At 61.1% G+C, this 25,427-nt stretch carries 24 protein-coding genes; 13 read left to right on the top strand and 11 right to left on the bottom strand.

Annotated elements, in window-relative coordinates; translation table 11 throughout:
* The first annotated feature begins 192 nt into the window (after window positions 1–192).
* The 5 genes from ACZ5TV_RS03525 to ACZ5TV_RS03505 are packed head-to-tail and all read left to right on the top strand — an operon-like array spanning window position 193 to window position 7,250.
* A complete protein-coding gene (locus ACZ5TV_RS03525) occupies window positions 193–1,446 on the top strand; it encodes a M48 family metalloprotease (protein WP_464384331.1) in 1,254 nt (417 codons plus the stop codon).
* Window positions 1,443–3,317: a DUF4129 domain-containing protein gene (locus tag ACZ5TV_RS03520; protein ID WP_464384109.1), complete on the top strand. Its 1,875-nt coding sequence runs from the start codon at window positions 1,443–1,445 to the stop codon at window positions 3,315–3,317. The genes ACZ5TV_RS03525 and ACZ5TV_RS03520 overlap by 4 nt, the downstream gene beginning before the upstream one ends.
* Entirely contained in the window at window positions 3,314–4,114 is an 801-nt protein-coding gene (locus ACZ5TV_RS03515; RefSeq protein ID WP_464384108.1) for a DUF7269 family protein, read from the top strand. The genes ACZ5TV_RS03520 and ACZ5TV_RS03515 overlap by 4 nt, the downstream gene beginning before the upstream one ends.
* Window positions 4,111–5,703: a DUF58 domain-containing protein gene (locus ACZ5TV_RS03510; protein ID WP_464384107.1), complete on the top strand. Its 1,593-nt coding sequence runs from the start codon at window positions 4,111–4,113 to the stop codon at window positions 5,701–5,703. The genes ACZ5TV_RS03515 and ACZ5TV_RS03510 overlap by 4 nt, the downstream gene beginning before the upstream one ends.
* Window positions 5,700–7,250, top strand: a complete 1,551-nt coding sequence (locus ACZ5TV_RS03505) for a hypothetical protein (protein WP_464384106.1) — start codon at window positions 5,700–5,702, stop codon at window positions 7,248–7,250. Before ACZ5TV_RS03510 ends, ACZ5TV_RS03505 begins: the two co-directional genes overlap by 4 nt.
* Before the next feature lie 60 nt (window positions 7,251–7,310).
* Here ACZ5TV_RS03505 and ACZ5TV_RS03500 read toward each other — a convergent pair whose 3' ends face one another.
* Window positions 7,311–8,273, bottom strand: coding sequence for an AAA family ATPase (locus ACZ5TV_RS03500; RefSeq protein ID WP_464384105.1), 963 nt, complete (start codon window positions 8,271–8,273; stop codon window positions 7,311–7,313).
* A 105-nt stretch (window positions 8,274–8,378) separates the two neighbouring features.
* Here ACZ5TV_RS03500 and ACZ5TV_RS03495 point away from each other — a divergent pair, with 105 nt between their 5' ends.
* Complete coding sequence (locus tag ACZ5TV_RS03495) at window positions 8,379–9,077, top strand: DUF6498-containing protein (RefSeq protein ID WP_464384104.1); 699 nt, start codon at window positions 8,379–8,381, stop codon at window positions 9,075–9,077.
* 255 nt (window positions 9,078–9,332) lie between these two features.
* Here the strand turns inward: ACZ5TV_RS03495 and ACZ5TV_RS03490 are convergent, their stop codons facing one another.
* Together ACZ5TV_RS03490 and ACZ5TV_RS03485 are read right to left on the bottom strand one after the other, a co-directional pair.
* Window positions 9,333–9,650, bottom strand: a complete 318-nt coding sequence (locus ACZ5TV_RS03490; RefSeq protein ID WP_379783238.1) for a DUF7123 family protein — start codon at window positions 9,648–9,650, stop codon at window positions 9,333–9,335.
* Window positions 9,651–9,652: 2 nt separating this feature from the next.
* Window positions 9,653–9,913 carry a DUF8028 family protein gene (locus tag ACZ5TV_RS03485; protein WP_379783240.1) on the bottom strand — a complete coding sequence of 87 codons (261 nt, stop codon included), beginning with the start codon at window positions 9,911–9,913 and terminating at the stop codon, window positions 9,653–9,655.
* A 395-nt stretch (window positions 9,914–10,308) separates the two neighbouring features.
* On the opposite strand from ACZ5TV_RS03485, the gene ACZ5TV_RS03480 reads away from it, so the two are divergent.
* The 4 genes from ACZ5TV_RS03480 to ACZ5TV_RS03465 all read left to right on the top strand — a co-directional run bounded on the left by ACZ5TV_RS03480 (window position 10,309) and on the right by ACZ5TV_RS03465 (window position 14,087).
* A complete protein-coding gene (locus ACZ5TV_RS03480) occupies window positions 10,309–11,295 on the top strand; it encodes an SDR family NAD(P)-dependent oxidoreductase (protein ID WP_379779493.1) in 987 nt (328 codons plus the stop codon).
* A gap of 92 nt (window positions 11,296–11,387) precedes the next feature.
* The gene (locus tag ACZ5TV_RS03475) at window positions 11,388–12,098 is read left to right on the top strand and encodes a sugar phosphate nucleotidyltransferase (RefSeq protein ID WP_379779491.1); all 711 of its coding nucleotides are present in this window, start codon (window positions 11,388–11,390) and stop codon (window positions 12,096–12,098) included.
* A gap of 376 nt (window positions 12,099–12,474) precedes the next feature.
* On the top strand, window positions 12,475–13,674 hold the full coding sequence (locus tag ACZ5TV_RS03470) for an orc1/cdc6 family replication initiation protein (protein WP_379779489.1): 1,200 nt from the start codon (window positions 12,475–12,477) through the stop codon (window positions 13,672–13,674).
* 98 nt (window positions 13,675–13,772) lie between these two features.
* On the top strand, window positions 13,773–14,087 hold the full coding sequence (locus tag ACZ5TV_RS03465; protein WP_464384103.1) for a PIN domain-containing protein: 315 nt from the start codon (window positions 13,773–13,775) through the stop codon (window positions 14,085–14,087).
* A 95-nt stretch (window positions 14,088–14,182) separates the two neighbouring features.
* Here the strand turns inward: ACZ5TV_RS03465 and ACZ5TV_RS03460 are convergent, their stop codons facing one another.
* Entirely contained in the window at window positions 14,183–15,307 is a 1,125-nt protein-coding gene (locus ACZ5TV_RS03460; protein ID WP_379779487.1) for a glycosyltransferase family 4 protein, read from the bottom strand.
* A gap of 113 nt (window positions 15,308–15,420) precedes the next feature.
* On the opposite strand from ACZ5TV_RS03460, the gene ACZ5TV_RS03455 reads away from it, so the two are divergent.
* The 3 genes from ACZ5TV_RS03455 to ACZ5TV_RS03445 all read left to right on the top strand — a co-directional run bounded on the left by ACZ5TV_RS03455 (window position 15,421) and on the right by ACZ5TV_RS03445 (window position 19,089).
* A complete protein-coding gene (locus tag ACZ5TV_RS03455) occupies window positions 15,421–17,226 on the top strand; it encodes an ABC transporter ATP-binding protein (protein WP_379779485.1) in 1,806 nt (601 codons plus the stop codon).
* A gap of 136 nt (window positions 17,227–17,362) precedes the next feature.
* Window positions 17,363–18,421, top strand: a complete 1,059-nt coding sequence (gene neuB, locus ACZ5TV_RS03450; RefSeq protein ID WP_379779483.1) for an N-acetylneuraminate synthase — start codon at window positions 17,363–17,365, stop codon at window positions 18,419–18,421.
* Window positions 18,421–19,089 (top strand): PIG-L deacetylase family protein, encoded by a 669-nt coding sequence (locus tag ACZ5TV_RS03445; protein ID WP_379779481.1) that lies wholly within the window; start codon window positions 18,421–18,423, stop codon window positions 19,087–19,089. The genes neuB and ACZ5TV_RS03445 overlap by 1 nt, the downstream gene beginning before the upstream one ends.
* Window positions 19,090–19,093: 4 nt before the next feature.
* Here the strand turns inward: ACZ5TV_RS03445 and ACZ5TV_RS03440 are convergent, their stop codons facing one another.
* From ACZ5TV_RS03440 to ACZ5TV_RS03410, 7 genes are all read right to left on the bottom strand, one after another.
* The gene (locus ACZ5TV_RS03440; RefSeq protein ID WP_379779479.1) at window positions 19,094–19,723 is read right to left on the bottom strand and encodes an acetyltransferase; all 630 of its coding nucleotides are present in this window, start codon (window positions 19,721–19,723) and stop codon (window positions 19,094–19,096) included.
* Window positions 19,720–20,673, bottom strand: coding sequence for a methionyl-tRNA formyltransferase (locus tag ACZ5TV_RS03435; protein ID WP_379779477.1), 954 nt, complete (start codon window positions 20,671–20,673; stop codon window positions 19,720–19,722). The genes ACZ5TV_RS03440 and ACZ5TV_RS03435 overlap by 4 nt, the downstream gene beginning before the upstream one ends.
* A gap of 39 nt (window positions 20,674–20,712) precedes the next feature.
* Complete coding sequence (gene neuC / locus ACZ5TV_RS03430) at window positions 20,713–21,876, bottom strand: UDP-N-acetylglucosamine 2-epimerase (RefSeq protein WP_379779475.1); 1,164 nt, start codon at window positions 21,874–21,876, stop codon at window positions 20,713–20,715.
* A gap of 71 nt (window positions 21,877–21,947) precedes the next feature.
* Window positions 21,948–22,736: an oxidoreductase gene (locus ACZ5TV_RS03425; RefSeq protein ID WP_379779473.1), complete on the bottom strand. Its 789-nt coding sequence runs from the start codon at window positions 22,734–22,736 to the stop codon at window positions 21,948–21,950.
* Window positions 22,717–23,430, bottom strand: a complete 714-nt coding sequence (locus ACZ5TV_RS03420; RefSeq protein ID WP_379779471.1) for an acylneuraminate cytidylyltransferase family protein — start codon at window positions 23,428–23,430, stop codon at window positions 22,717–22,719. Before ACZ5TV_RS03420 ends, ACZ5TV_RS03425 begins: the two co-directional genes overlap by 20 nt.
* Window positions 23,423–24,376: a Gfo/Idh/MocA family protein gene (locus tag ACZ5TV_RS03415; protein WP_379779469.1), complete on the bottom strand. Its 954-nt coding sequence runs from the start codon at window positions 24,374–24,376 to the stop codon at window positions 23,423–23,425. The genes ACZ5TV_RS03420 and ACZ5TV_RS03415 overlap by 8 nt, the downstream gene beginning before the upstream one ends.
* Window positions 24,377–25,405, bottom strand: a complete 1,029-nt coding sequence (locus tag ACZ5TV_RS03410; protein WP_379779467.1) for an SDR family NAD(P)-dependent oxidoreductase — start codon at window positions 25,403–25,405, stop codon at window positions 24,377–24,379.
* Window positions 25,406–25,427: the final 22 nt, after the last annotated feature.

The following is a 25,427-nucleotide window of genomic DNA, read 5'->3' as shown; positions in this document are numbered from 1 at the left end:
CACGTCACCCGGTGTTCGCATCGATTCGACGGTGTTAGGCGGGAAGTAAAACGGTTCCGTTTCCGCGAACCTTCCCACCGAGTCCGTGAACCCCCTCCCGTCCCCGGATTGCCCCGGCTCGTCCGCGAACCGGCCCCGATCGTCCCCGAACGCTTTTGTTTGGAGACGCTCGTCTTGCTACTGAAGCCCTCCATGTCCCTCCGCGTGCGGATCGCTGCGGTGCTCGCAGCGCTCATCGGTCTGAACGCCCTCCTCGTCGTGACCCTGCTGTGGGCGTACGGCGTGCTCGTTCCCGGCGTCGTCGCCGGCACGTTCGTCTTCCTCCAGCAAGGGGCCGTCGGGTTCGAGTTCCTCCAGCTGCCGGTGTCGCTCCCGACGCTCGCGGTGCTCGTCGTCGGGTTCCTCGTAGCACAGGCGTACTACGGCTACCGGCGCGTGTTGGCGGGAACGGCGGGTGGCGACGCCGACGACGCGCTCGCGTCGACGGTCAGACGGCTGGCGATGGGTGCCGACGTGCCACCTCCCGATGTCCACCTTATCGACGACGACACCCCGACGTGTTACACGGTCGGTCGGCTCACCGACGCGACGATCGTCGTCACGACCGGGCTCGTCGACGCCCTCGACGACGACGAGATCGAGGCCGTGCTCGCCCACGAGGTGGCACACGTCGCGAACCGGGACGTGACGCTGATGACGCTCACGACGCTGTTCTTCGAGATCGCCGACCGCGGCTACCACGCCGCGCGGCTCGTCCCTCGGGCGATCCGTGACCCCGAGGCCCGGTCGGGACGTGGCGGGATCGCCCTCCAGTGGCTCCTCCCGCTCACGCTGTTGACGTACGCGTTCGTCTCCCCGCTGTTGTGGCTGTTCGCGACCGGGGCCGACCGCGCGACGCGGACGCTGTCACACGCCCGCGAGCTGGCGGCCGACGAGGCCGGTGCGCGGCTGACCGGCGATCCGCTCGCGCTCGCCACGGCGCTCGCGACGCTCTCGAACAAGGCCCCGACGCCGGAGACGGACCTCCGAACCGCCCGGACCCGGGCGCTCTGTGTGGTCCCGGCACCGATCGTGACCGGCCCCGGGCGCACCGTCCCGGGCCGGGGCGTCGCGGCTGACGGCGGCGGGGGCGGCGCGGGCGGCGCGGGCGGCGGCGGAGTTGCGGACACGGACGGCGGTACGAGCACGGACGACGGAGGCGACGACCATATGAGCGGATCGACGTGTACGGGCCGCGCGTCGGATTCGGGTCGTCCGGATCGTCCGGGTCGCGCGTCGGATCCGGATCGCGGGGACCGAAGCGAGTGGATCCGTGCGTGGCAGGACGGGACCTCGGGGCCGATCGCCGGGGGTGGTGACGGCGCTGCGACCGGTACGCACCCCGCTGTCGGGGAACGAGTTCGGCGGCTCCAGCGGCTCGCGGCCGAACTGGAGGTGGCGTCGTGAACCGGCGGCGACGGCTGGTGGTCGTGCTCGCGTGTGTCGGCTGTCTGCTCGCGGTCGCGAGCGCGCTTCCGGCGGCCGACCCGCGGCTCGACGCGCCCGGAGGCGGCGGCTCCGCGTCGGCGGGCGACTGGGAGTCGATCGTCTCCGAGCCGACGCCGGCCGAGGCGGTCGACGGCGAGTCGGACGGAGGGGAGACGGACGACGAGAGCAGTGCTGACGGCTCCGGAGACGGCAGCGACACCGGCGGCGCGAACAACGGGATCACGGTGGACGGCGCGCTCGAACCCGGCAACGAGGTGACCGTCGAGATCGTCAACTCCGACGGAATCAGTCACTTCGACCCCCCCACGATGGAGGTGAACGGGGAGGCGGTCGGGGAGCCGAGCCCGTTCGGTCGCGTGAGCGGGGTGCCAGTGCCACACGCGGAGACGATGACCGTCGAGGTGCCGGAGCGCGACCTCTCCGCGACGTTCGACGTCCGAACTGACGCGACCGTCCGGCTCCACGGCTCGGCCGCCCCGGGCGCGGAGCGGGAGCTGTCCGCCGCGGTCGGTTCGACCCCACTCCGGGACGCGACCGTCTCCGTCGACGGGGAGCCGGTCGCGACGACCGGCGACGACGGCCGCGCGAGGATCACTCTCCCGCGCGAGGTCGGTGAGGCGACCGTAACGGTCGAGCGCGACCCGATCGCCGGGACGGAGACGGTGGCGATCGCGGCCCCCGAGGTGTCGTTCGACTCGCCCCTGTTGGTTCCCGGGTCGCTCGCGCCGGTTCGGGTCACCGCCGACGGCGGTGGGGTCCCGAACGCGACCGTGGCGGTCGTCGGGGGTGACGAGGCGGCGGTGCTGGACGCGATGGACGACGGGGACGCCGCGACGATCGACGGGGCGAGCACGGCGACGACGGACGACGGCGGCCACGCCCGCCTGTGGCTCCCCCTCGACGACGAGGCGACGGTGGTGGCGACGGCCGGCGGCGAGACCGCGACCGCGACCGTCGGGAACCTCTACCTCCGGCTGACCGCGGTGCTCGTCGTCGTCCCAGGACTCCTGATCGGCGGGAGCGTGACGTACCTGCGGCTCGCTCGCCGGTACGACCACGAGCCCGGCAACGAGTTCGCCGTCCTGTTCGTCGGGTTGGCCGAGCTGTTCGACACGCTGGCGTCGCTCGCCCGCATGCCGTCGGTCTCTCTCCCGTCGTTCTCGTGGCCCCGGATCCGGGTTCCGTCCGGGCTTGGCCGCTCGATCGGGGCGGCGCTCGGCGGCGTTCTCGCCGGGTTCGCCTCGCTCGCTTCGTTGCCCTCGCTGCCCTCGCTTGGTTCCGAGCCGGGCACCAGACGCGGGAGCGTCGGATCGGTCGTTCGCTCCGGCATCGACCGACTCCGTGGGTCGTCGGACGACGACGCGGGCGACGACGCTGAGGGCGCCCCACTCGCTGACGAGCCGCTCGGACCCTCGTCGCCGCGGCGAACGGTCCGGGCCGCCTGGCACGCGTTCTGTGACCGGCTCGGAGTTCGGCGACGCGAGACGCGCTCGCCGGGTGAAGTGGCCCGTCGCGCGGTCGACGCGGGTTACCCGTCCGGAGCCGTGAACGAGCTGCTCTCGACGCTCCGCGACGTGGAGTACGGCGGGCGGTCGCCGACGCCGGACCGGGCGGCCCGGGCGCACGACGCGGCCACCGGCCTCCTCGCGTACGATCCGGACGGTGACGATCCGGACGGTGACGAGATGGACGGCTCGGACCTTGGCGACGAGCCCGGTGATGACGGCGACACCGCAGGCGACGACGCCGACGGCTCGGCGGACGACGCCAACACCGGAGACGACGCCGACACCGGAGACGACGCCGACACCGCGGGGGGAGCGCCATGAGCTGGGAGCGAGCCCTCCTCGAACACGTCGGGCGGCTGTTCATCGACTTCGGCCGATGGGTCGGGGGGCGGCTCCTCGTCGCATACGAGTGGTTCCGATCGCGTGACCCCTTCCGGGTCTCGTTCGGGCTCGTGGCGGTCGGCTCGGCCGTGGCGCTCTTCACGGTCCTCCTCGGCGGGTTCCTCCCGACGCCGGGAGTCGCGCTCGCGGGCCCGCTGTACGCGCTCGCCGTCCTCTTGCCGCTGGGCGGGATCGTGCTCGCCGCGTACGCGGTTCGGCTGGCGGCCCGCTCGTGGCGACGGCCCGGCGGGGACCCACTGACGCCCCCTCTCGACGGCGACCCGCGGGTGAACGACGACGGGGTCGCGTCGGACGTCGACGACCGGCTCGCTCGGGCCGGCGACGCCCGATACCGGTGTTCGTCGACGCGCTCAGCGGAGGCGATCCGTGCCGACCTCTCGGAGGGCGCAGCCCGAGTCGTTCAGGCTCGTCACGGGCTCTCGCCGGCGGCGGCGCGCGAGGCGGTCCGGACCGGCGAGTGGACCGATGACCCGATCGCCGCAGGCTTCCTCGGCGAGGCGGCGCGGCTGCCGTTCGACGAACGCCTCCGTGCGACGGTCGACCCCGGGCGATCGTATCGCCGGCAGGTCCGTCGGACGGTCGCCGCCATCGAAGCGCTCGACCCCGCGGCGACCCCCGCGGACGCGACCGAAGGGGCGAGGGGATCGAGCGACGCTGACGGGGCGGATGCGGTCGGCGAGACGACCGGAACCGCAGCCGAGGAGGTGGCCGCGTGACCCGTTCACGACCCGCGGCGTCGGCACGAGCGGAGTCGATCACCGGAGACGCGGCGGACGGAATGGACGACGGAACGGGGGACGAGGCGATGGACGGAACGGGGGACGAGGCGACGGACGGAACGGGGGACGAGGCGACGGACGGGGCGGGTGATGAGGTGCCCGCAGCCGTCGAAACCCGGTCGGCAACCGGCGGCGGGCGCGACGAGGTGGAAGCGATCGCACACGGCGGGACGTACGCCGCGCTCGGGCTCGGGCTGGTCGGGGTCGGGCTGCTCGTCGGGAGCCCGGCGCTCGTGGTCGCCGCGCTGGTGCCGCTCGCGTTCGTCGCGGCGGTCGGCGGAGGGGTCGGAGACGACGCGTCAAGCGACGGCACGCCGGGGGACGGTACTGCCGACGACGAGGCGTCCGGGCGTCCCGGGCCGATCCCGGACCGGCCCGTCCGATTCACCCGGCGGGTTGGAACGCCCGGCGACGGGGTGCGTGCCGACGGCTCGACCGTCTCCGGCGACCCCGGCGACACGGTGACGGTCCGGGCGACGGTTCACAACGTCGGCTCCGGGCCGGTCGTTGACCTCCGGGTCGCCGACGGCGTCCCCGCGGAGCTGCCGGTCGTGGGCGGTACCCCTCGGCTCGCCACCCGCCTCGATCCGGGCGAGTCGGCGACGATCGAGTACGAGCTGGCGCTGCGCCGCGGGAGCCACACGTTCGCCGCGCCGACGCTGCGGGTTCGCCCCCTCGACGGGAGCGTCCAGCGGACCTGGCGTCCGAGGGTCGACGACGACGTGACGCTCCGGTGTGTCCCGACGGTCGACGACGTCCCGCTCGGCGGCGGCACGAACGACTTCGCGGGCGAGGTGCCCGCCGACGAGGGGGGAAGCGGCGTGGAGTTCTACGCCGTCCGCGAGTACGAGCGGGGCGACCCGATGCGCGCCGTCGACTGGCGGAGATACGCGCGGACGCGGGAGCTCGCAACCGTCGAGTACCGCGCGGAACGCGCGACCGAGGTCGTCTGCGTCGTCGACGTTCGCGGGAGCGAGCGCCGGACGCCGGCCGGGAGTTCGCTGCCCGCCGCGACCCTGTCGGCTGACGCCGCCGAGCGGACGGTTCGGACGCTGACGGACGCCGGCCACCCGTCCGGCGTCGTCTGCCTGTACGACCGCGGCGCGCTGTTCGTCGCGCCGGGGACGGACGCGACCACGCGCGAGCGGACCCGGGCCCTCTTATCGGCCGCTCGGGACGGGGATCGCCCCGACGAGTCGATCGCGCGGTCGCGCCACGGTACTCCCGGCGAGGTGCTCGCCGAGACGCTGTCAGGCAGCTCGCACGTCTACCTGTTCTCGTCGTTCGTCGACGACGGGCTCGACGGGCTCGCGGAGCGGCTGCGCGCCGGCAACCACGCGGTCCGGGTCGTCTCGCCCGACATCGTTGGCGGGGGGACCGACGACGCCGCGCGGATCGCGTCGATCGCCCGGGACAACCGGCTGGCTCGGGCGCGGTCGACCGGCGCGCGCGTCGTGGACTGGGAGCTCGACCGGCCGCTCGCGCTCGTGTTGCGCGAGGCGGTCGGGGAGGGCCGCGCCCGATGAGCCGATCCACTACTGAGGGAACCGGGCGCGACGCCTCGGGAACCGGGCGCGACGCCTCGGGAACCGGGCGCGACGCGGACGGGCACGGACACGACACGGACGCCCCCGGACACGACGCGGACGGCCGCGGAACCGCTCGTACCCTCCCGGCGACGGCCGCGTGGGCGGTCGCGCTCGCCGCGGTCGTCGGCCTCGTCGCGCTGTCGACCGTCGAGCCCGCGGTCGGGCTCACCGGGCTCTCGGGGGTCGTCGTCGGCCTCGCGGCCCGCTGGTTCGCCGGGAGTCACGCCCGGGTCGCGCTCGGGGCCGCGGCGCTCCCGCTCGGGTTCGCGGGTTTCGTCGCGGGGGTCGGCGTCGCCTCCGAGCTCGGCGGCGTCACCGCGGTGCTCGCGCTCGCAGCCGCGCTCGTCGGCGGCGGACTCGTGGCCGCCTTCGCCGGAGGGCTCCCGGAGGTCGCGGTCCGCCGGGCGGGCGATGCGGGCGTCGTCGTCGGGGTCGTCGTCGGGCTCGCCGCCGTCCTCCTCCCGGTCGTCTCCGCGGCCGGTGGCCTCGGGACGGCGGTCCCGTCGGTGTTCGACGCGTTCTGGTCGCTCGAGCGGTCCGGCGTCGCCGACCCGGTTCTCGGTGTCGGGCTCGCGGTCGGGGCCGTCGCGCTCGCGGTCAGGACCGTTCCGGCGGCGGCGTTCACCGTCCCGTCCCGCCGCGAGCGGGCGGGCACGCTCAGAGGCGGGCTGGTCCGACTGATCGCGAGCGCCGGCGTGGTTGTCGTCCTCGCACTCCTCGTGAGCGCGGCCCTCGGCGTGTTCGTTCCGTCAGTAGGGTGGATCGCGGCGGCGGCCTCGACGAGCGGCCTCCTCCGTGGGACGCTCGCGACGGTCGCCGTCTGTGGCGCGGCCGGTGCCGCGGTCGCCGGTTTCGTTCGACTGACGTGGCTCGACGGGTCGCGGTCCGCGGACGACACGGCCAACGCGGCGGTGCCGACGCTCGCCGGCGCGATCGCCGGCACGACGCTCCTCGTGACGGTCGGATCGCGAGTCGATCCGAGCGCCTCGGACACGGACCTCCTCACGCTGATACTGCTCGCGACGGCGCTGTGTGCGGTGGCGGTCGGGCTCGGCGTCCGGTGGTACGCTGGTGCCGGTTCCGCGGCGGACGGTCGAGCGGCGGGGACGGCGGTCGGGCTCGGCTTAGGCCTCGGTGCCGTCGTCGTCGCGGGGACTACCGACCCCGGCGGCGGGGTCCGTGCGGTCTTCCGCGACGGCCCGCTCGCGGCGTTCGTCGCGCTCGGCGCGGGACTGTTCGCGTACCGCGTGGGCGTCTACGGGAGCGGACTCGCCGCCGACGTGGGCGTCGACGCCGCCGGACGCGACGTCCAGCTCGTGCGGTTCACCTGGACCGCGACGGTCGCGGGGGTCGGCGTTCTGCTCGCTGGCGTCGGGCTCGCGCTCGCGACCGTGTTCTCGCCGACGCTGTCGGTGCCCGCGACGCTCGGCGTGCTCGGCGGGATCGTCGCGACGGGGGCGGCAGTGTGGTTGCTGTCGACGTAACGTGGGTACGGGTGCTGTCGACGTAACGTGGGTAGCGATTACTCCGTCCGGGGGTACCGATTACTCCGCCGGCGGCTCCATCGCCGGCACCTCGACCGAATCCAGCGTGTCGCGGATCACGTCGCGGCGGGCGACGCCGCGCACGCCCGCCTCGGGAGTGAGCACGAGTCGATGGGCGAGCGCGGGGACCGCCACCCGTTTGACGTCGTCGGGAACGACGTAGTCGCGGCCGTCGAGCACCGCCTCCGCGCGGGCGATCTCGAACAGTCGCTGGACGCCCCGGGGTGAGACGCCGACGTCGACGCGGCCGTCCTCCCGGGTCGCTCGACACAGCGACCCGATGTACTCGCGGACCGGCCCCTCGACGCGGACCGACTCCGGGACGCGCTGGAGCTCCCGGACCGCCTCGCGGTCGGTGACGGGGTCGACGGTCGGGCTCGGCGTGTCGCGGTCGGCCCGCCGGTCGATCAGCTCGCGGGTGCCGGCCTCGTCGGGGTAGCCGAGCGACGTTTTCACCATGAACCGGTCGCGCTGGGCCTCCGGCAGCTCGAAGGTCCCCTCCTGCTCGACGGGGTTCTGCGTGGCGATCACACAGAACGGGTCGGGGAGGTCGTGGGTCTCGCCGTCGACGGTGACCTGTCCCTCCTCCATCGCCTCCAGGAGGGCGGACTGGGTCTTCGGCGGCGCGCGGTTGATCTCGTCGGCGAGGACGACGTTCGCGAAGATCGGGCCGGGCGTGAACCGGAACTCGCCGGCGTCCTCGTCGAAGACGTACGAGCCGGTGACGTCGGCGGGCATCAGGTCCGGCGTGAACTGGACCCGGGAGAACTCCAAGCCGAGCGCGGTCGCGAACGACCGTGCGGTCAGCGTCTTCCCGGTGCCGGGCACGTCCTCTAACAGGACGTGGCCGCGGGCGAGCAGCCCCGCGGTGACCTCTTCGAGCACGCGGCGATCGGCGACGACGGCGGAGAGCACTTCGTCGACGACGGCTCCCGCCGTCGCCGATGCGTCGGGGATCGACATACCGGACACCGGGCCCCCGGAGACTTATATGTCGGCGGTCTCGCGCCGAGCGGTCGTCGGGCCTCGGCCCCACGGTTTTAGATTCACGACCTCGTCTTATCAGGGGTGCCCGTCGGTCGCCCTCCCGATCGCGTCCCCGGTCGCCGCTCCCGTACCGAGTGGGTCATCCTCGCCGGTAACGTCGTGCCGCTCGTCGGGGTCGCGGCGTTCGGCGTCGACCTCCACACGCTGCTCGTCGTCTACTGGGTCGAGGCCGGCGTCGTCGGCGCGGCCATCGCGGCGAAGATCCGCCGGTCGGCGGCGACCGACGACCCCGAGACCCTCCCGGACTGGGAGTACAGCCCCATCGGGGGCGGGAAGCGCTCGATCCGCGAGCTGGCCGGCGCGTCGAACCGGACGGTGCTCGGCCAGTTCCTCGGCACGTACGTCTTCTTCTGGGTGTTCATGGGGTTTTACGTGGCGTCCATCCCCGGCGACGTCGCCGCGGTCGACCCGGGGTCCCCGCTCGTCGCGCTCGCCGCGACGGCGGGGTTGGTGGCGACGCACGCCGTCTCCTACCGGGTCGAGTTCCTCGGGAACCGGGAGTACGAACGCAAGGGGCCGGTCGAGCTCATGATCGAACCGTTCGATCACCTGATCGTGCTGCTCGTCACCGTGTGGCTCGGATCGATCCCCGTGCGACTGCTGGGCGCGCCGACGGGGGCGCTCGTCGTGATGGCGCTCGCGAAGGCGTACGTCGACCTGCGAGCCCATCGCCGCGAACGCGAGGGTCGGCGGGGTACGACCGACGCGGAGCCGACGTGATGGTCCGCGACGGAGGCGGGTACGTCGGTCGAGATGGGCAGGTTGGTCGGGGAGGGAAGGTCGGTCGGAGAGGGAAGGTCAGTGGAGGCGGATACGTCGGTCGAGGTGGTTCTTGGTCACGAACGCAGTCGTGGCGAGACGTGCTGTGGCGAGTTGCGGCGTCATGAGAACGCCGTCGTGAGAAACCCGTCGTGGAGGACGTCGGCCGAAAGCGGGGACCCCGCAGGTCGCAGGTGATCTCCGGGGTGTCGGTGTTCAGGCCTTCGAGACGCGCCAGGTCGTCGCGCCCGTGTACGACCACTTCTCGATCTCGAGGTCGGCCACGGAGTCCTGTAGCTGGACGATGAGCGCGCCGATCTCCTTCGGGGAGAGGTCGACGTCGTCGGCGATGAACTTCGATTTGAAGTACATCTCGCCGTTTTCGGCCTCCTGACGGAGATACGACGCCAGCCGCTCGGTCTTCGAGGCGGGCTCGTCGGCATCGTCGGCCGCGGCCGCCGTGTCGTCCGTCGCGGCGTCCGGGTCGTCGCTCGGTTCCGTCGTCGTGTCGGTGGGGGTCGTGCTCGTGCTCATGGTTACACCTCCTCGGGGCGGTTGTGACCGTGTCCGATCACGACACACGCGATGTGTGCGAACAACACGGCCAGGGTGGCGGTCGCGCCTTCGAACGGGCCCATCCCGTACACCGCGGGGATGTACGCGACCGGGAGGAAGATCGCCGCCCAGAAGGCGACGGCCCGGGCCCCGCCGACGGTCAGGCGACGGAACTGGTTGGAGAGCGTGGCACCGATCCGGATCGGCTCGCGGACGGTCGAGGGGGACGTTTCGCTTGACATCGAGATCACCTGTCTCGCTTGACCCATGGACCGGGGATATCATATAAGGGGCCGAGCGTTGCGTCGTATTCAGTTGGATTAACGGATCCGCTGACCCTTCACGGACGTTTTATCGGAGCGTATCGATCGTTTACAACGCCGTTAGATCGGGTTAGATGTTTTAGAAACGATTATGGTAGCGTTTCAGGGTCAACCGAGGATCGGCCACCGATCCGGCTCTGGATGCGGGCTGACGCCCCCGACACCCGCGGTTCGGGTGCGGTCGGCCGCCGATATCGGCCCGCGGTCAGGTGGGGCGGCCGCCGGGACCGACTCGCGGCCGGGGGCGACGGCGAGGGTCGCGCGCGTTCGTGTCGGATCGCGTTCGTTTTGTGCGCGGATCCGGAAGCGTTCGTATGCACGTGCTCGTGACGGGCGGGGCCGGGTTCATCGGCGGCCATCTCGCGGCGGCGTTCCTGCGGGACGGCCACGACGTGACCGTCCTCGACAACCTCGAACCGTTCTACGCCGAGGGTATCAAACGCCACACGATCGACGTCCACCGCGAGGCGGCGCGCGACTGCGACGTCGCGTATCGGTTCGTCGAGGGCGATGTCCGCGACGAGTCGACCGTGACCGACCTCGTCGCCGACGCCGACGTGGTCGTCCATCAGGCCGCACAGGCCGGCGTTCGCGAGAGCGTCGACAACCCCCGGAAGGTGACCGACATCAACGTGGACGGCACGGTGAACCTGCTGCAGGCCGCCACGGAGGCGGGCGTCGACCGCGTGATCCTCGCGAGCTCCTCGTCGGTGTACGGGAAGCCACGCTCGTTACCGTACGACGAGTCGCATCCGACGGAGCCGGTGAGCCCGTACGGGGTGACGAAACTGACCCAGGAGCACATGGCGCGGGTGTACACGGAGCTCCACGGGCTCCCGACGGTGTGTCTCCGGTACTTCACCGTGTACGGCCCGCGGATGCGCCCGAACATGGCGATCTCGAACTTCGTCTCCCGGTGTGTGAACGGGGAGCCGCCGGTGATCTACGGCGACGGCCAGCAGACGCGGGACTTCACCTACGTCGACGACGTGGTGGACGCGAACCGGACGCTGCTCACGTCGGACGCGGCCGACGGCGAGGTGTTGAACATCGGGAGTTCGGACACCATCTCGATTCAGGAGCTGGCCGAAACCGTGCGCGACCAGCTCGCGCCCGACCTGGAGATCGTCTACGAGTCCGCGCGGGAGGCGGACGCCGAACACACCCACGCGTCGGTGTCGAAGGCGCGGGAGCGGATCGACTACGAGCCCTCGCGGACGATCACCGAGGGCGTCGGCGAGTTCATCGAGTGGTACCAGGCGAACCGAGAGTGGTACGAGCCGTTGGTGCGGTCGTCGTAGGCGGCCCCCGTCGGCGACCGCGCGACCCCGTCCGTGACACCCCGTGCGTTCCGACCGACGGATTCAGGTGGCTCGTGGCCCGCCTCCCGGGCATGGACGCCGTGATACCCGCCGCGGGTCGGGGGAGTCGGCTCGGGGCGCTGACTGACGACCGGCCGAAGGGCCTGGTCGATGTGGGCGGCCGGCCGTTGCTCGCGTACGCGCTCGACGCGGCGGTCGAGGCCGGGGCCGACCGGCTGGTCGTGATCGTGGGGTACGAGGCGGCGGCGATCGTCGAGTGGTTCGGCGACACGTTCTCCGGCGTGCCGATCACGTACGTTCACCAGCGCGAGCAGCTGGGGTTGGGTCATGCCGTGTTGCAGGCGCGACACGCCGTCGACGGGACGTTTCTGCTCGTGAACGGCGATAACGTGTTTGTTGACGGAGTGACACTGGCGCTTGAGGCGGTACGCGCGGAGGGTGTCGACGGAGTGCTCGGGGTCGAGGAGGCTCCACGTGAGGTCGCTCGGACGACAGGCGTGATCGAGACGGAGGCAGGAGGCATTTCGGGAATTGTCGAGAAGCCCGACGACCCGCCGTCACAGCTGGTGACGACCGGGTGTTACGTGCTTCCTGCTGAAACGTTCCACGCGTGTGCGCTCGTCCAGCCCTCCGCCGAGGGAGAGTACCAGCTGAGCGAGGCGGTCGGGTTGCTGTGTCGAGCGGGGTTCGACTTCGAGACGGTCGAGCTCGGTCCGCGCGTGAACGTGAACGAGCCAGGGGATATCGAGCAGGCGGCAAAACTCGTCTGTGGAATAGGATAGGCCAGTATGACCTCCTCTGTGCCGTGAGACCCTTCTCGTCTTAACCGCGCGAGGATGTCAATTCCAGAACTCGGAGGGAGACACCCCTCGTTTCGTCTGTTCTTCGCGTCTGCGACAACAGGGAGTGGTGAGACACACCCCTCATTTCGTCTGTTCTTTGGGGCAGAATGTGGAATGATTCGTCCCCGATTAAGTTCCGAGACACTTTGCTTGCTCACCCGAAGATCGGTGAGACACACCCCTCGTTTCGTCTGTTATCTATATCTCTCCGGTACTTCTTCTCTCGATTTGGGAAGAAGAGTATCTAATAGCGAAACAGACGAAACAGACGAATGCACAAATTTATATACAAATAGGTTGTTGGCAGAAACGCATAATGAACGAAGATCTCTTTTCGGATATCACGGATACTCTCTTCGCGAACAAGGCGATTCTCTCGGAGGAGTACCAGCCGGACGAGATCGTCGAACGAGAAGACGAGATCGATGCCTTCCGATCCGCACTGAAAGATGTCTTGTTCGGTCGGAATCCCTCTAACGTATTCATCTACGGGAAAACCGGAGTCGGAAAGACCGCCGTCACGGAGCACATCATGACTGCGCTCAAAGCTGAAGTGAAGCGACGAGATGATGCGGACGAACTCCACGTCCATTTTCGGAACTGCAACGACGATACGGTCTATCGAACGGTCCGTGCACTGATTAACAGCATTCGTGGAGAGGATCGCGAGCCGTTTCCAGAGACCGGCCATTCGACGGCACACGCACTAGAAACGCTCTACGAAGAGATGGATTCAAACGGCGGGACGTATCTATTCGTTCTCGACGAGATAGACCATCTCTCGGATCCAAACACACTACTGTATGAACTCCCGCGTGCACGGGCAAACGATCATTTGACTGCCTCGCGAGTGGGCGTAATCGGGATCAGCAACAACTACGCGTTTCGTTCCTCGTTGAGTCCGAAGGTGAAGGACACGCTAATGGAAAAAGAGATCGCGTTTTCACCGTACGACGCCGACGAGCTTCGGTCAATTCTCACGACTCGAGCCGAGAAAGCGTTAATCGAGGATGCGTGGGACGATTCAGCGATCAAACTCGCTGCAGCCAACGCAGCAAAAGACACAGGAAGCGCACGACAGGCCATCGATCTGCTCCGAGAGGGCGGCGACGTCGCCGAGGAGAACGGTGCCACCGAGGTCACTGATGAGCATATCGAGGTCGCAGTCGATCGGGTTCAACGTGGTCGCGTCGAGGATAAACTGCGTGATCAGACCATGCATGGCCAGCTGATCCTCGAAGCGCTCGCGAAACTCGAAGTCAGCGGATCGACCCCCGCAAAATCGAAGCACGTACAGCAGGTATACGTTCAGGTGGCCGAGAGCAGGCGTCAGGAGCCGCTCACCACGCTCAAAAGCATCCAGAACCATCTCGCCGACCTCACCATGCTCGGCTTCCTCGAACGGACCGAACACAACGAGGGGCGCGCAGGTGGCGCTCACTACCAGTACGAGTTGGCACTCGATCCGACCATCGTCCTCGAAACACGGGACGCGATTGAATCTGAGCCGACGTGATCTGCGCTCTTGGGACGCAGAACAGACGAAACGAGGGGTGTGTCCGGTTGATGTCCGAAGTTTTGGAGTATGACGACGCATCGTGAAACGAGTGGAGGGTGTTTATCCGGGGAGAACAGACGAAACGAGGGGTGTGGGTTCGAGCCTCGCGATCACGCTCTCTGGTACTCGATGCGGACCCGGTACTCATTGACGAGCGTGACAGACGTGCGACGGCCACGCGTCACGACCTCTCAGCGACCGGCGTCGTGCAAATTCTCCTTCGCGCATCTGACCGGGAAGAAGTCGATTTCGAAGCGGAAGTTGACGCGCTCCAAGAGGCAGATTTTGGATCTCGGACGAGTTGTTCCAACGCGCTCTCGAGACGGACGTGGTGTGAGCGGTATTTCGCTCACGGATCGCTTCCGAACTGAAACCCAACCCACAAGATCGTGTGTTACCGATCGATACGTCAGCAGCGACGGAGTGGGCAGGCGTGACGGGTGCGACCGAACGGACTCATAAGCGGTCACTCCGTGGGGGCGATCCGATCGAAGACGGTCTCGTAGACGGCGAGGACGCTCGGGAACGAATACTCGTCGGCGACGTGCTCGCGGCCGGCCACGCCGTACTCACGTCGGTGGTCGACATCGACGAGGAGATCCTCCACCGCTTCCGGGAGGCTGTCAGTCGAGCCGGCGTGGACGCCCACGGGCTCTTTGTCGATTACGCCGTGAAGGGTGTAGTGCAGCGAGACGACGGGCGTCTCGTAGCGCCACGCTTCGAGAAAGACGTTGCCGAAGCCCTCGTAGTCTGAGGTGTTGACGAGCAGCGCCGCTTGTCGAAAGTACTCGTGAATCTCATCAGGGGGGACGAACCCCTTGAAGTTGCAGTTCGGGATGGTCTCGGCGCGGCGCTCAACCCGGTCGTAGTAGTCGGGATCGTCGTTGTCGTGGGGGCCGACCATGACGAACTCCCGATCGGGGAGGGCTTCGGCGAGGTCGAGAAAGCGCATCGGTTTCTTCTGGTCCTCGTTCATGCGGCCGACCCAGAGGACGGTCTCGCGGTCGGCGTGGTCGATCAGATCGCTCTCGGGCGGGAGGTCGTAGCCACAGGGGACGACGGTGGCGTCGACGCCGTGTTCGTCGGCGAGGAGGTCACGCTGGTAGGGGGTGAGCGCACAGACGGCGTCGGCGCTCCGGATCGCGGCGAGGTAGCCGCGGTGGAGGAGCGGGTTCATCTCGGCGAGGTGGCCGGGCTCGACGTTGGAGTCGTTGGCGACCTGATAGCAGAACGCGCCACGGCCGACTGTGCGCGTGAACAGCGCAGTCACCATACAGAGGAAGGGGTTGCCGCGGACGTAGTGGAGGTCGGCGTCGACCTCACGGAGTGCAGCGAGAATCCGGGCGGCCTTACGCGGGGCATTTTGGATACCACGGACATCCGGGATCACCCGCCGGACGTCGATGCCCTCGACCGTCTCGCGGCGCAGCGAGCCGTACGCGCGTGTGAGTACCGTCACGTCATAGCCGCGGTCAACGAGCGCAGTTGCGATCTTGTACTGCTGGCGTTCGGCCCCGCCTGCACCCGTCTCGATCCCGGACCCGAGGTAGGTGTGGAGCGTATCCGAGACGAAGCAGATGTGACGGGGCATACGGATCGAATTATGGGTGGGAGGGATTAAACGATGTTCGCTTTTGTGAAGGCGAGGCTAGACCGACGAGATTATCCGACGGCCCCGCGGAAATTGGATCAGTTAGTCTTCATATGTCGTCGTCAGACTCCGAGTCGGTTTCACGGGGGGAGAAACTCAACGCCCTCCGTGATGTCGCGAAATACAATCCGAAGTACACTGCTGCAATCGTTCTGTTGGGCGTCCTTGCCGCGGTACTGGAGGGTGTTGGGCTGAGTTTCATCCTCCCGATCGTGGACCTGGTACAGCTTGATGATCCGGCCGCGGAGGCAGACGGAATACTTCTGGCATTCGTCACCGCGTATCAGGCCCTTGGAGTCCCGTTCTCACTCGGGTACGTGGTGGTCGGTGTCTCGGTCGTAATGGTCGCGCGGTACACGACGAGCTTCGCCGTTGCGTGGTTCCGCGAGGCGCTACGGACCTACTATATTCGTGATCTCCAGACGCGGGCGTTCCGGAACGCGCTGAACGCGCGAGTCGAGTACTTCGACAAAGAGGGTTCGGACGACATCCTGAACGCGATCGTTACGCAAACGAACTACGCGGGGAGAGTAATTCAAAGCGGAATCAAGTTCACTGAACAGGTGTTTCTCGCCGGGATTTACTTCGCTGTCGCGTTGGTGATTGCCCCGACATTGACGATCATCACTGGCGTCGTCCTCGGTGGCTTTTCGATCTTCTTCCGGCGAGTGCTCGATTCGGGGTACGACATAGGGGACGAAGTTGCCGAGGCAAACGAGATGCGTCAGGAGGCCGCGCAGGCCGGAACGCAGGGAATCCGCGACGTGCGAATCTTCGGACTCGCCGAGGAGCTCTTCGAGGACTTCACCGACGCGATCGAGCAGTTCACGCGGTCGCGGATCGTTTTGCGGCGCAACGAGGCCGCGATCAACAACTTCTACAACCTCGTCGTCGCGGTATCAGTGTTTGTCCTCATCTATCTCGCGTTGACGTTCGCGAATCTCTCGGTCGGGGAACTCGGTGTCTTCCTCTTCGCGATGTTCCGACTCGGGCCGAAGGCGAGTCAGGTGAACACCCTGTACTACAAGGTTGAGAACAATCTCCCACACCTCGTCCGCACCATCCAGTTTACCGACGAGCTGGCGACGTATAACGAACCGACCGGGTCAAGCCGGGACGTCCCTGAAGAAATCCGAGAAGTCGAGTTCGACGACGTCCACTTCTCGTACGACGGCGAAAAAGAGGTCCTCCGCGGGATTGACTTCACGGTCGAGAAGGGGGAGTTCGTCGGGTTTGTCGGGCAGTCCGGAGCCGGGAAGTCGACGATCGTCTCGCTGCTTGCTCGGCTATACCCGGTGGACGATGGTGAGATCAGCGCGAACGGGATCCCGATCGACGAGATGGACATCGCGGAGTGGCGCGACCGGCTCTCGATGGTTAGACAGGATCCGTTCATCTTCAACGACACGCTGCGGTACAACCTGACACTCGGGAATCGCGAGGTGTCGGACGGAGAACTCGATCGCGTTTGCTCTATCGCGAAGGTCGACGAGTTTATCGACGAGCTACCAGACGGCTACGACTCGTTGTTGGGTGACGACGGGGTTCGACTGTCGGGCGGGCAACAGCAGCGCGTCGCGCTTGCGCGGGCGCTCCTTGAGGACGCCGACGTGTTGATCCTTGACGAGGCGACGAGCGACCTCGACTCCAATCTGGAAAAGCAGGTCCAACAGGCGATCGAAGAGATGGAGCGAGACTACGCGATAGTGACGATCGCTCACCGTCTATCGACAGTGAAGAATGCGGATCGGATCTACACAATCGAAGAGGGCCGAGTCACAGAGACTGGACAGCACGACGAACTCGTTGAGGAAGGCGGAAAGTATGCCGAACTGTACGGGATCCAGGCGAGTCGGTAACCCTCCAAAGGTCGGACTTTTTCCAAAAAGAGACAGACGTCTTATGATACTCATCGAGACGATTCTTGCCAAAGAAGCTTGATTGGTAAGCCGGATCAATGATCAAATCTATATCCTTCTAAATAACAGTTGAGCTATGGAGATCGATGGTGCCCGAATCGGTCCAGACTCTCAGCCATTTTTCATTGCGGAGGCAGGTGTCAACCACAACGGAGAGCTGAAAAAAGCAAAAGAACTCATAGATGTCGCTGCCGACGCGGGAGCAGATGCAGTTAAATTCCAGACGTTCACCGCAAATCGATTAGTTACTCCTGATGCCGATAAAGCAGATTACCAAACGGAAACAACCGGTGAAGGGGGCCAATATGAGATGCTAAAGCAGTACGAACTGGACCGAGAATCTCATAGATTGCTACTGGACTACTGTTCTAAAAAGGACATTACCTTTCTCTCAACGCCATTCGACCGCGAAAGTGCTGATATGCTAAAACAACTGGGGGTTGACGCTATTAAACTCGGTTCAGGAGAACTCACTAATACTCCGTTAATAAAGCATGTAGCTGAATTTGATTTACCACTAATTGTGAGTACGGGAATGGGGACATTAGAAGAAGTGGAACAAGCATATGAGGCGATCCAATCAGTGGATGCGGGAGCTGATGTCGTCTTTCTCCATTGTACGTCAACATATCCTTGTTCTCTGGAAGATGTGAATCTCAGGGCGATGGAGACAATCAAAGAAAAATTGAATGTACCGGTAGGGTATTCAGATCATACCGTTTTGCCGGAGACACCGGCCTTCGCTGTCGCCGCTGGCGCTTCCATACTTGAAAAACACTTCACGCTGAATTCGACGCTACCAGGCCCGGATCACGAAGCATCACTTGAACCAGAAGGATTGAACCACGCAGTGAATTTAGTTCATACTGCGGCACAAAGTAGAGGTAACCCAAGGAAGCAACCAACTGAAAGCGAACAGGAAAACATCAGAACCATACGAAAGAGCCTTTATGCCGCTTCAGACCTCGATTCAGGTGACTTATTGGAGGAGAGCGATATCGCAATTCTCCGACCTGAAGATGGACTTACACCACAGTGGTATGATTCTATTATTGGAACAAAAATAACTCAAAATATATCTCAAGGCAGTCCAATCACTAAGTCAGATTTGGAGATGGAGGAAGGTGGTTCGTAATGTTTGAGGGAGATAATACTGTACTCGTTATCGGTGCCCACCCAGATGACGAAGTTCTCGGGGCGGGAGGGACGATCGCTAAACACGCAAATTCCGGAGATGACGTTCATATTCTCATCGTTACGGAAGGAACAACTCACCAGTACGGCGATACAGAACTGATCGAGGAAAAGAAAAAACAGGCAAAATTGTGTGCTGATACTCTCGGAGCTTCCACAGTTCATTTTGGGGATCTACCCGATATGAAGTTAGATCAAATACCACACGTGGAAGTGAACTCAGTTATCGAAGGTGTATGTTGTGAGGTTAATCCAGATATCGTGTATACTCACTCTCGAAGGGAGGTGAATCTGGATCATCTTGCTGTTCATGAATCAACCGTTGTCGCAACACGACCTGGATCGGGTGTTTCCACAGTACTCACATATGAAACGCCATCATCAACTGATTTTGCTACTGACATAGATGGATTTAATCCAACATTGTTTACTGAGATTGAAGAGTATCTGGATGTAAAGACTGATGCGTTTAATTGTTATGAGACTGAAGTTCGAGAGTATCCACATCCGCGTTCAACTGAGTCAATAAGAAGCATCGCAAAAGCGCGTGGTGCTGCTAGTGGTTGCAGAGCTGCTGAGGCATTTGATATTTTACGGGCATATCGGTAATCACTTATTCAGTCTCAGTTGGTGACGCAGGAACTCCGACAACCGTTGTTTCAGAGGGTACATCCTCAGTTACTACAGATCCAGCACCAACAATTACATTCTCCCCTATAGTTACGTCTTCTACTATCGTTGCATTCGGACCGATATATGAGTTCCGACCGATATCAACCCCTCCAGCAAGAGACACACTTGGTGTTATCGTAGCGCCCTCTCGCAGAGCACAGTCATGAGATAGATTCACACAACTGTCGACAATAACATGGTTACTGATATCACAATGTGGACCAATATATGACTGACCATTTACCGTTACTCCATAGCCAAGTGTAGCTTTTCCGGAGATACTTGAAGAGGGATGGATCGCATTAAAAAATTTACTATCAAACTTTGAAAGGTCTTCTGCGAGGTCTAATCTGACATCAGGTTGGTCACCGAATGCGATTAGACATTGAATAGTTTCTTCTGACCGCTCAGAGATCGCATCTAACCCACCAATTACGGGGACATCTGTGATCAATCTACCATGTAGAGATGGATCATCATCCACAAAAACAACGTTATCAGAGTCACCGCTAGCACGTAATATGTCTAAGACAACTTTACCTTGTTCTCCAGCACAGTAAATTACTTTCATTTGTTCTCAAGTAGGAAGTCACGTGCGTTAATAAATGTATCACCGATAGAAAAGTCATAGTTACTAACGAGTGAACCAGCTGAAATGGGGTCATCTCCTTCTACTTGTACTTCTGTTAGTTCAATAGTACTTTCCCATGCTTCAACGCCAAGACGATCTTCATCTTGATACATTATTTCACCAGGGCAACCAAACGTTGTGTCACCCTCAGGCGGATTTGCCCCCCAAACTGTTATTTTTTGATCCTGGAGATAAGAGAACGCACCAGGGTATGGTCTCGATTGTCCACGTATCCAGTCGTATACTACATCTGGTCGCTGGTTCCAATCAATAAGTCCATGATGAGGCTCACGCTTCGGCCACCACGTCGCACGTGAATGGTCTTGAGACGTACTTTGAACAATACCCTTACTAAACTCCGGGTAGTGTTCTCTCATCAATGTCCGCCCCGCTTTGATCATTTTTTGATAGAGTGAAGAGGCATCATCCTCAATATGAATTGGCAGCGGTTCTTGTCCCACTATATCACCCGCATCAGCCTCTTCTACGAGATGGAAAAGAGAGAGGGCAGTTTCATCAAGACCTTTGATAATAGACCAAGCGAGGGGTGCCCTTCCTCTTCCTCTAGGCAGTGGTGCGGGATGCATTCCAAGAGCCGCTACGGAAGGTATCTCTATTACTTCAGAATCAACCAATCGGGACCATCCGACGACGAATAGAAGATCTGGTTCATAGTCCATAATCTGTGATTTCACTGAGTTTGTGTTAACAGATTCCACCCCATGGAGCGGAATTTCGTTACTCGTAGTGAACTCAGAAAGATCTGTTTGGTCTGCAAGTTCTTCTTGTTCTGAGCGGGTATAGACCGCTTGAATATTTGCTCCAAGAGAGTTTAGCTCTTCCAAACAAGCTTGACCGAGTTCGTTATGAGTGATAAACACGACTCGCATACGCTGAATGTATTTTGCTAGCTTATGAAATCTGGGAAGCTAATAGGTCAGGCGTTTTCGGAGGAGATCCTCATTGAGGTCCACTTGAGATAGATGATCAGCAATCAGGCGACCTGCCCCACCATAATCATAGGGACTCTCGCAATGTTCGACCCGTTGTTGGAATTCAGGATCATCAAAAGACATTCTTATCGCATCCCGGATCTCTGAAGAATTATGCGCAACAGAAAGAGTGTTTTCAGCTCGTTCCCGCCCCTCTTGTCGAGGTCCAACATCCACAACCGGTAAGGAGAAAGACGGAGCTTCAATGATCCCGCTTGAAGAGTTTCCGACCATCACATCCACCGCATCCATGATTCCAAGATATTCTCGACGCGGTAGACTTCGAAACGTCCGAATTGATGTAGTATCATCACGAGACTCGATCTCAGATATGATTGCGTCTCCACCGGCGTCGGAGTTAGGGTAAATGAGGATAACCTGTACATCGAATGATTTTACTGCGTCAAGTGTCTCAGCCATCTGGTCTCCCGCCTGATCTGGCTGTGTCGTTACTGGGTGCTGTACAACGAGTATCGACGGTTTGCCGGGATCTAGATTGTATTTATCAAGAACAACTTCTGGATCCATATATTCTCCAGCAAGAATATCATCGAGACCCGGAGCACCGGCGGTTATGATACGCCACTCTTCTTCACCCAGTTTTCGGATACGTTCTGCACTCAGCTCGGAAGCCGGAAAATGGATATGAGCAAACTTCGTGATCGCGTGTCGAATGCTATCATCGATGACCGCGCCATACATTGAATCACCGCCATGGATATGAGCGATAGGGATATTCGAGTGTGCCGCTGCGAGTGCTCCGGCAAGAGCTTCGTCACGATCACCAAGTAATAACACAATATCCGGATCTAAGTCGTTGAAACCATCTACAAGGCCCATCACACCGACACCAAGTGATTTAGCCATCGCCGTACCAGAATCCCCGTCAACCTGCATAAGTATTTCTCGATCGACAGTAAAACCGTCTGCGCGAATATCGTCGACAGTCATGCCGTGCTTCGGGGAAAGATGCATTCCGGTTGCGACGACTGACAAAGAGAGGCCCTTGTGATTTTGGATCGCTTCCATTGAGGACTTCAATAAACCGTATTCCGCTCTCGTTCCAGTAAGGACGAGAATGGATCGCTTCTGATTACTCATATCCCCTGTTTAGATACCGATGGTAACAATCTTGTCCTACCAGACTGATATAGAGGATCAAACTAAGCGAGTTACTTGATCGTCCATCCTCCGTCGACGACAAGATTGTGCCCTGTAACGTATGAGGCGGCGTTACTGAGGAGGTACACAACTGCTCCAGAAATTTCAGTTGGTTTTGCCATCCGTCCAAGTGGTACTTCACTCTCATAGTTTTCGACAAATCGGTGATCTTGGTCGTTGAAAACACCGCCGGGACTTACACTATTAACTCGAATTCCATCTTGACCGAGATAGGAAGCAAGATATCGAGTGAAATTTAGAATTCCAGCCTTGATAATAGAGTACTCAACCGGACTCGTCATGTCCGTCTGGTCATACATCGAGAAATCAGGTGCCTGTATTCCATAGATCGAACTGAAATTCACGATTGACCCTTCATGTTCCTGTTCAACCATTCGGAGAGCGACTGCCTTCGTCATGGCGTAATACCCTCCAAGATGTAGTGATAAATTTGCCACTAGATCCTCCTTCTCAACAGATTCAAACTGCTTCCCGTAGTCATCTGTTTGAGGATACGCCATATTGACTAGTCCGTCGATCCGATTGTACTTATCAAATACGACATTACAGGTCGTGTCAATCGAATCAACATCGGTGATGTCTAGTGATTGGAATGTACCATTATCTAGCTGATCAGCGATTTCAGGTCCTCGACTTTCATCGAGATCTGCAACGACAATATCGGCACCATGACGATCCAACAATCGACAGACCTCTGCTCCGATTAGACCGCCACCACCAGTAACAATGATAACTTGCTCGGTGAGATCAAACAAACAGTCAGTCATCTGTGTTATCATCTCGATTAAACATAAACTCAACGAACTGTAAATCAGTTGTAGTGTCGATGTCGACAGAACGCTCAGGAGGCATCACCGAAATCTTAGTGTAATTACCGTGGGGAGAATCGGCTTTCATCAAAAAGTCACGCTCGTAGACGTACACTGCGGCATTCATCTCGTACACCACAGGTGCGTCCTGTCGACGGACTACTTCGTCATCAAGAGACTTTGAAAGAGAGGCATATCCACTTTCGTCGAGTTCAACCATATTAAAATACGGATTCTTGTCCGCCTCACAGACGGTGTAGGCATTAGTTGCTTCTTCATCGGTAATGACGGTCTCAAAACAGTCCTCTATATCCGCTGGCCGCCGAAGTGGAGTAGTCGCATCGATATCGACCACATAATCATACGTTATGCTGCGCTCAGTCTCTATGTACTCCACAGCGTGTTGTATTACTGGAAGCTTCGCGGCTTCGTCACTTGCGAGTTTGGACGGGCGCATAAACGGTACCGCTGCGCCAAATTTCTCCGCGACTGAGGCGATCGCTTCATCATCAGTCGAGACAACTACATCAGTATCACGCTCCCACGTGAGCGCGTCAGAAACAGCATGCCCGATCAAGGGCTTCCCGCCAACTTCCTTGAGATTCTTATTTGGGATACCTTTCGACCCGCCACGAGCACAGATGGTACAGAGAATCTCAGCCATTATATTCACCTTTTATGTCGAGTGCTATTTGTAATACTTCCTTTGCCTCGGTGAGATCGTTGTCGCACTTTCCACCTGAGCGAACGTTCTGGATGAAGTGGTTTAATTGCCCCACAAACCGCCGATCACGTTCGTAATCGAACGATTCTGTATCAGTCGCAGACGGCCATTCTACCGTCAATATTTGTTCCTGTAAGTCGGCGATAACTGTCCCGTCCTCACAGACGACTTCTAGTATCCGTTTTGGCTGACGACGACAGTAATCGAGATGAATACTACCGACGACACCGCCCGGGACTCTCATGATAGCCTCTGCAATAGCCTCGGAATTGATTTCCAATGTGTCTGTGTGAGCGATCGCTGAGGCGACACACGAAATGTTATCGAACAACCAGTATGTATAGTCAATCTCATGAATTAAATCGAGGACAACGCCGCCACCACGTTCAGAGTCTGCACTATAAGAATCACGATAATCTTGTTCGGGACGCCACTCTGGAAGATACGATCCTGAGGTCGCCCGAAACGCGAGTACATCTCCTATATCTTCGCTGTTGATGACTTCACGTGCCGCGTTTAGAGTTGGATCGAATCGTAGTTGACAGCCAACATGTGTCACCAAACTATTTTTTTTAGCGATTCTAATTAGCTTCTCAATATCCTCTAACGTGTGAGAAAGTGGTTTTTCAATGAAAAGATGACAGCCAGCTCTAGCACATGCGATAGCCGTTTCGACGTGTTTGTGTGTTGGATTCGTTATGAATGCGACATCAGGATCTTGTGCGAGCGCATCTTGTAAGTCGGTATACTCGGGTGCGCCAAAGGGGTTCCCAGATTGGGAAGTTCCACTCCGGTAGATCAGTAGTTCGAGCTCATCCAATTCTTCATGGAGGATGCGAGCATGCCGTCTTCCTATAGAGCCAAGACCGGTGAGTAGAATTCGCATCTATAACAGATCGTGCTGTGACACATGGTGATCAATTTTCTGTACGATCTCAGCTTCAGAGAGAGGATTTTCATCGGCCGATGTATAGGCATTTTCTACGGGTGTTGCATCTGAGTAATTGAGATCGTCATACGCAGCAATATCAATTTGTGGTAATATAACGTACATATCTTCTAACTCACGGGCTTGGAACCGTTCATCCTCCGAGACGAGTTTCTCATGAATTCGTTCACCAGGACGCGCTCCAATAGTTTTGATATCGATGTCTTCGGGCTTATACCCAGCAGCAGGAGCATACTCTTCGACCATTGCTTCTGCTAGCGTGCCAATCTGAAACACCGGCATCTTCAGAACAAAAATTTCACCACTAGTCATTTTTTGGTACGCTTTAAGAACGAGACTGGCCGCTTCATCAATTGGCAAAATAAAACGGGTCATTTCAGGGTTTGTAACCGTTACTGGACCACCTTGCTGTATCTGATCGAGAAATAGAGGAACAACCGATCCACTCGACCCGAGAACGTTTCCGAAGCGAACACATCCGAACGAGATATTTCGGTTTCCTTTGTATGTGTTCGCAGCGATGATGAGCCGTTCAGAGAGAAGTTTCGTTGCGCCCATCACCGATGTCGGGTTTGATGCCTTGTCTGTACTTATTCCAATAAATGATTCAATTTCTTCCTCAAGAGCAGCTCGGATAAGGTTCTGGGTCCCATTAACGTTTGTCTGAACAGTCTCGAAGGGGTTATACTCGTTCAATGTGACGTGTTTCAACGCTGCGGCGTGAAACACGACATCGATATCCTCGACAGCAAGTTCGAGTCTGTCTTGATCCCGAATATCTCCGAGGAGATACCGGACCGGCGCATCGTCGCCTAGCTCCTTTTGTAGACTAAACAGCGCTTCTTCGCTGTTATCGAAGACACGGACAACAGAGGGGTCCTCAGCTAAAATCGCCTTGACAAGGCGAGAGCCAATGGAACCGCACCCGCCAGTGACGAGAACGTCTTTCTCTTCAAGAGATGGCATACATCGAATCCCTGAGCGCGTG

The sequence above is a fragment of the Halorubrum tibetense genome (genome assembly GCF_055396225.1).
This window is presented reverse-complemented; position numbering and strand designations above follow the sequence as displayed.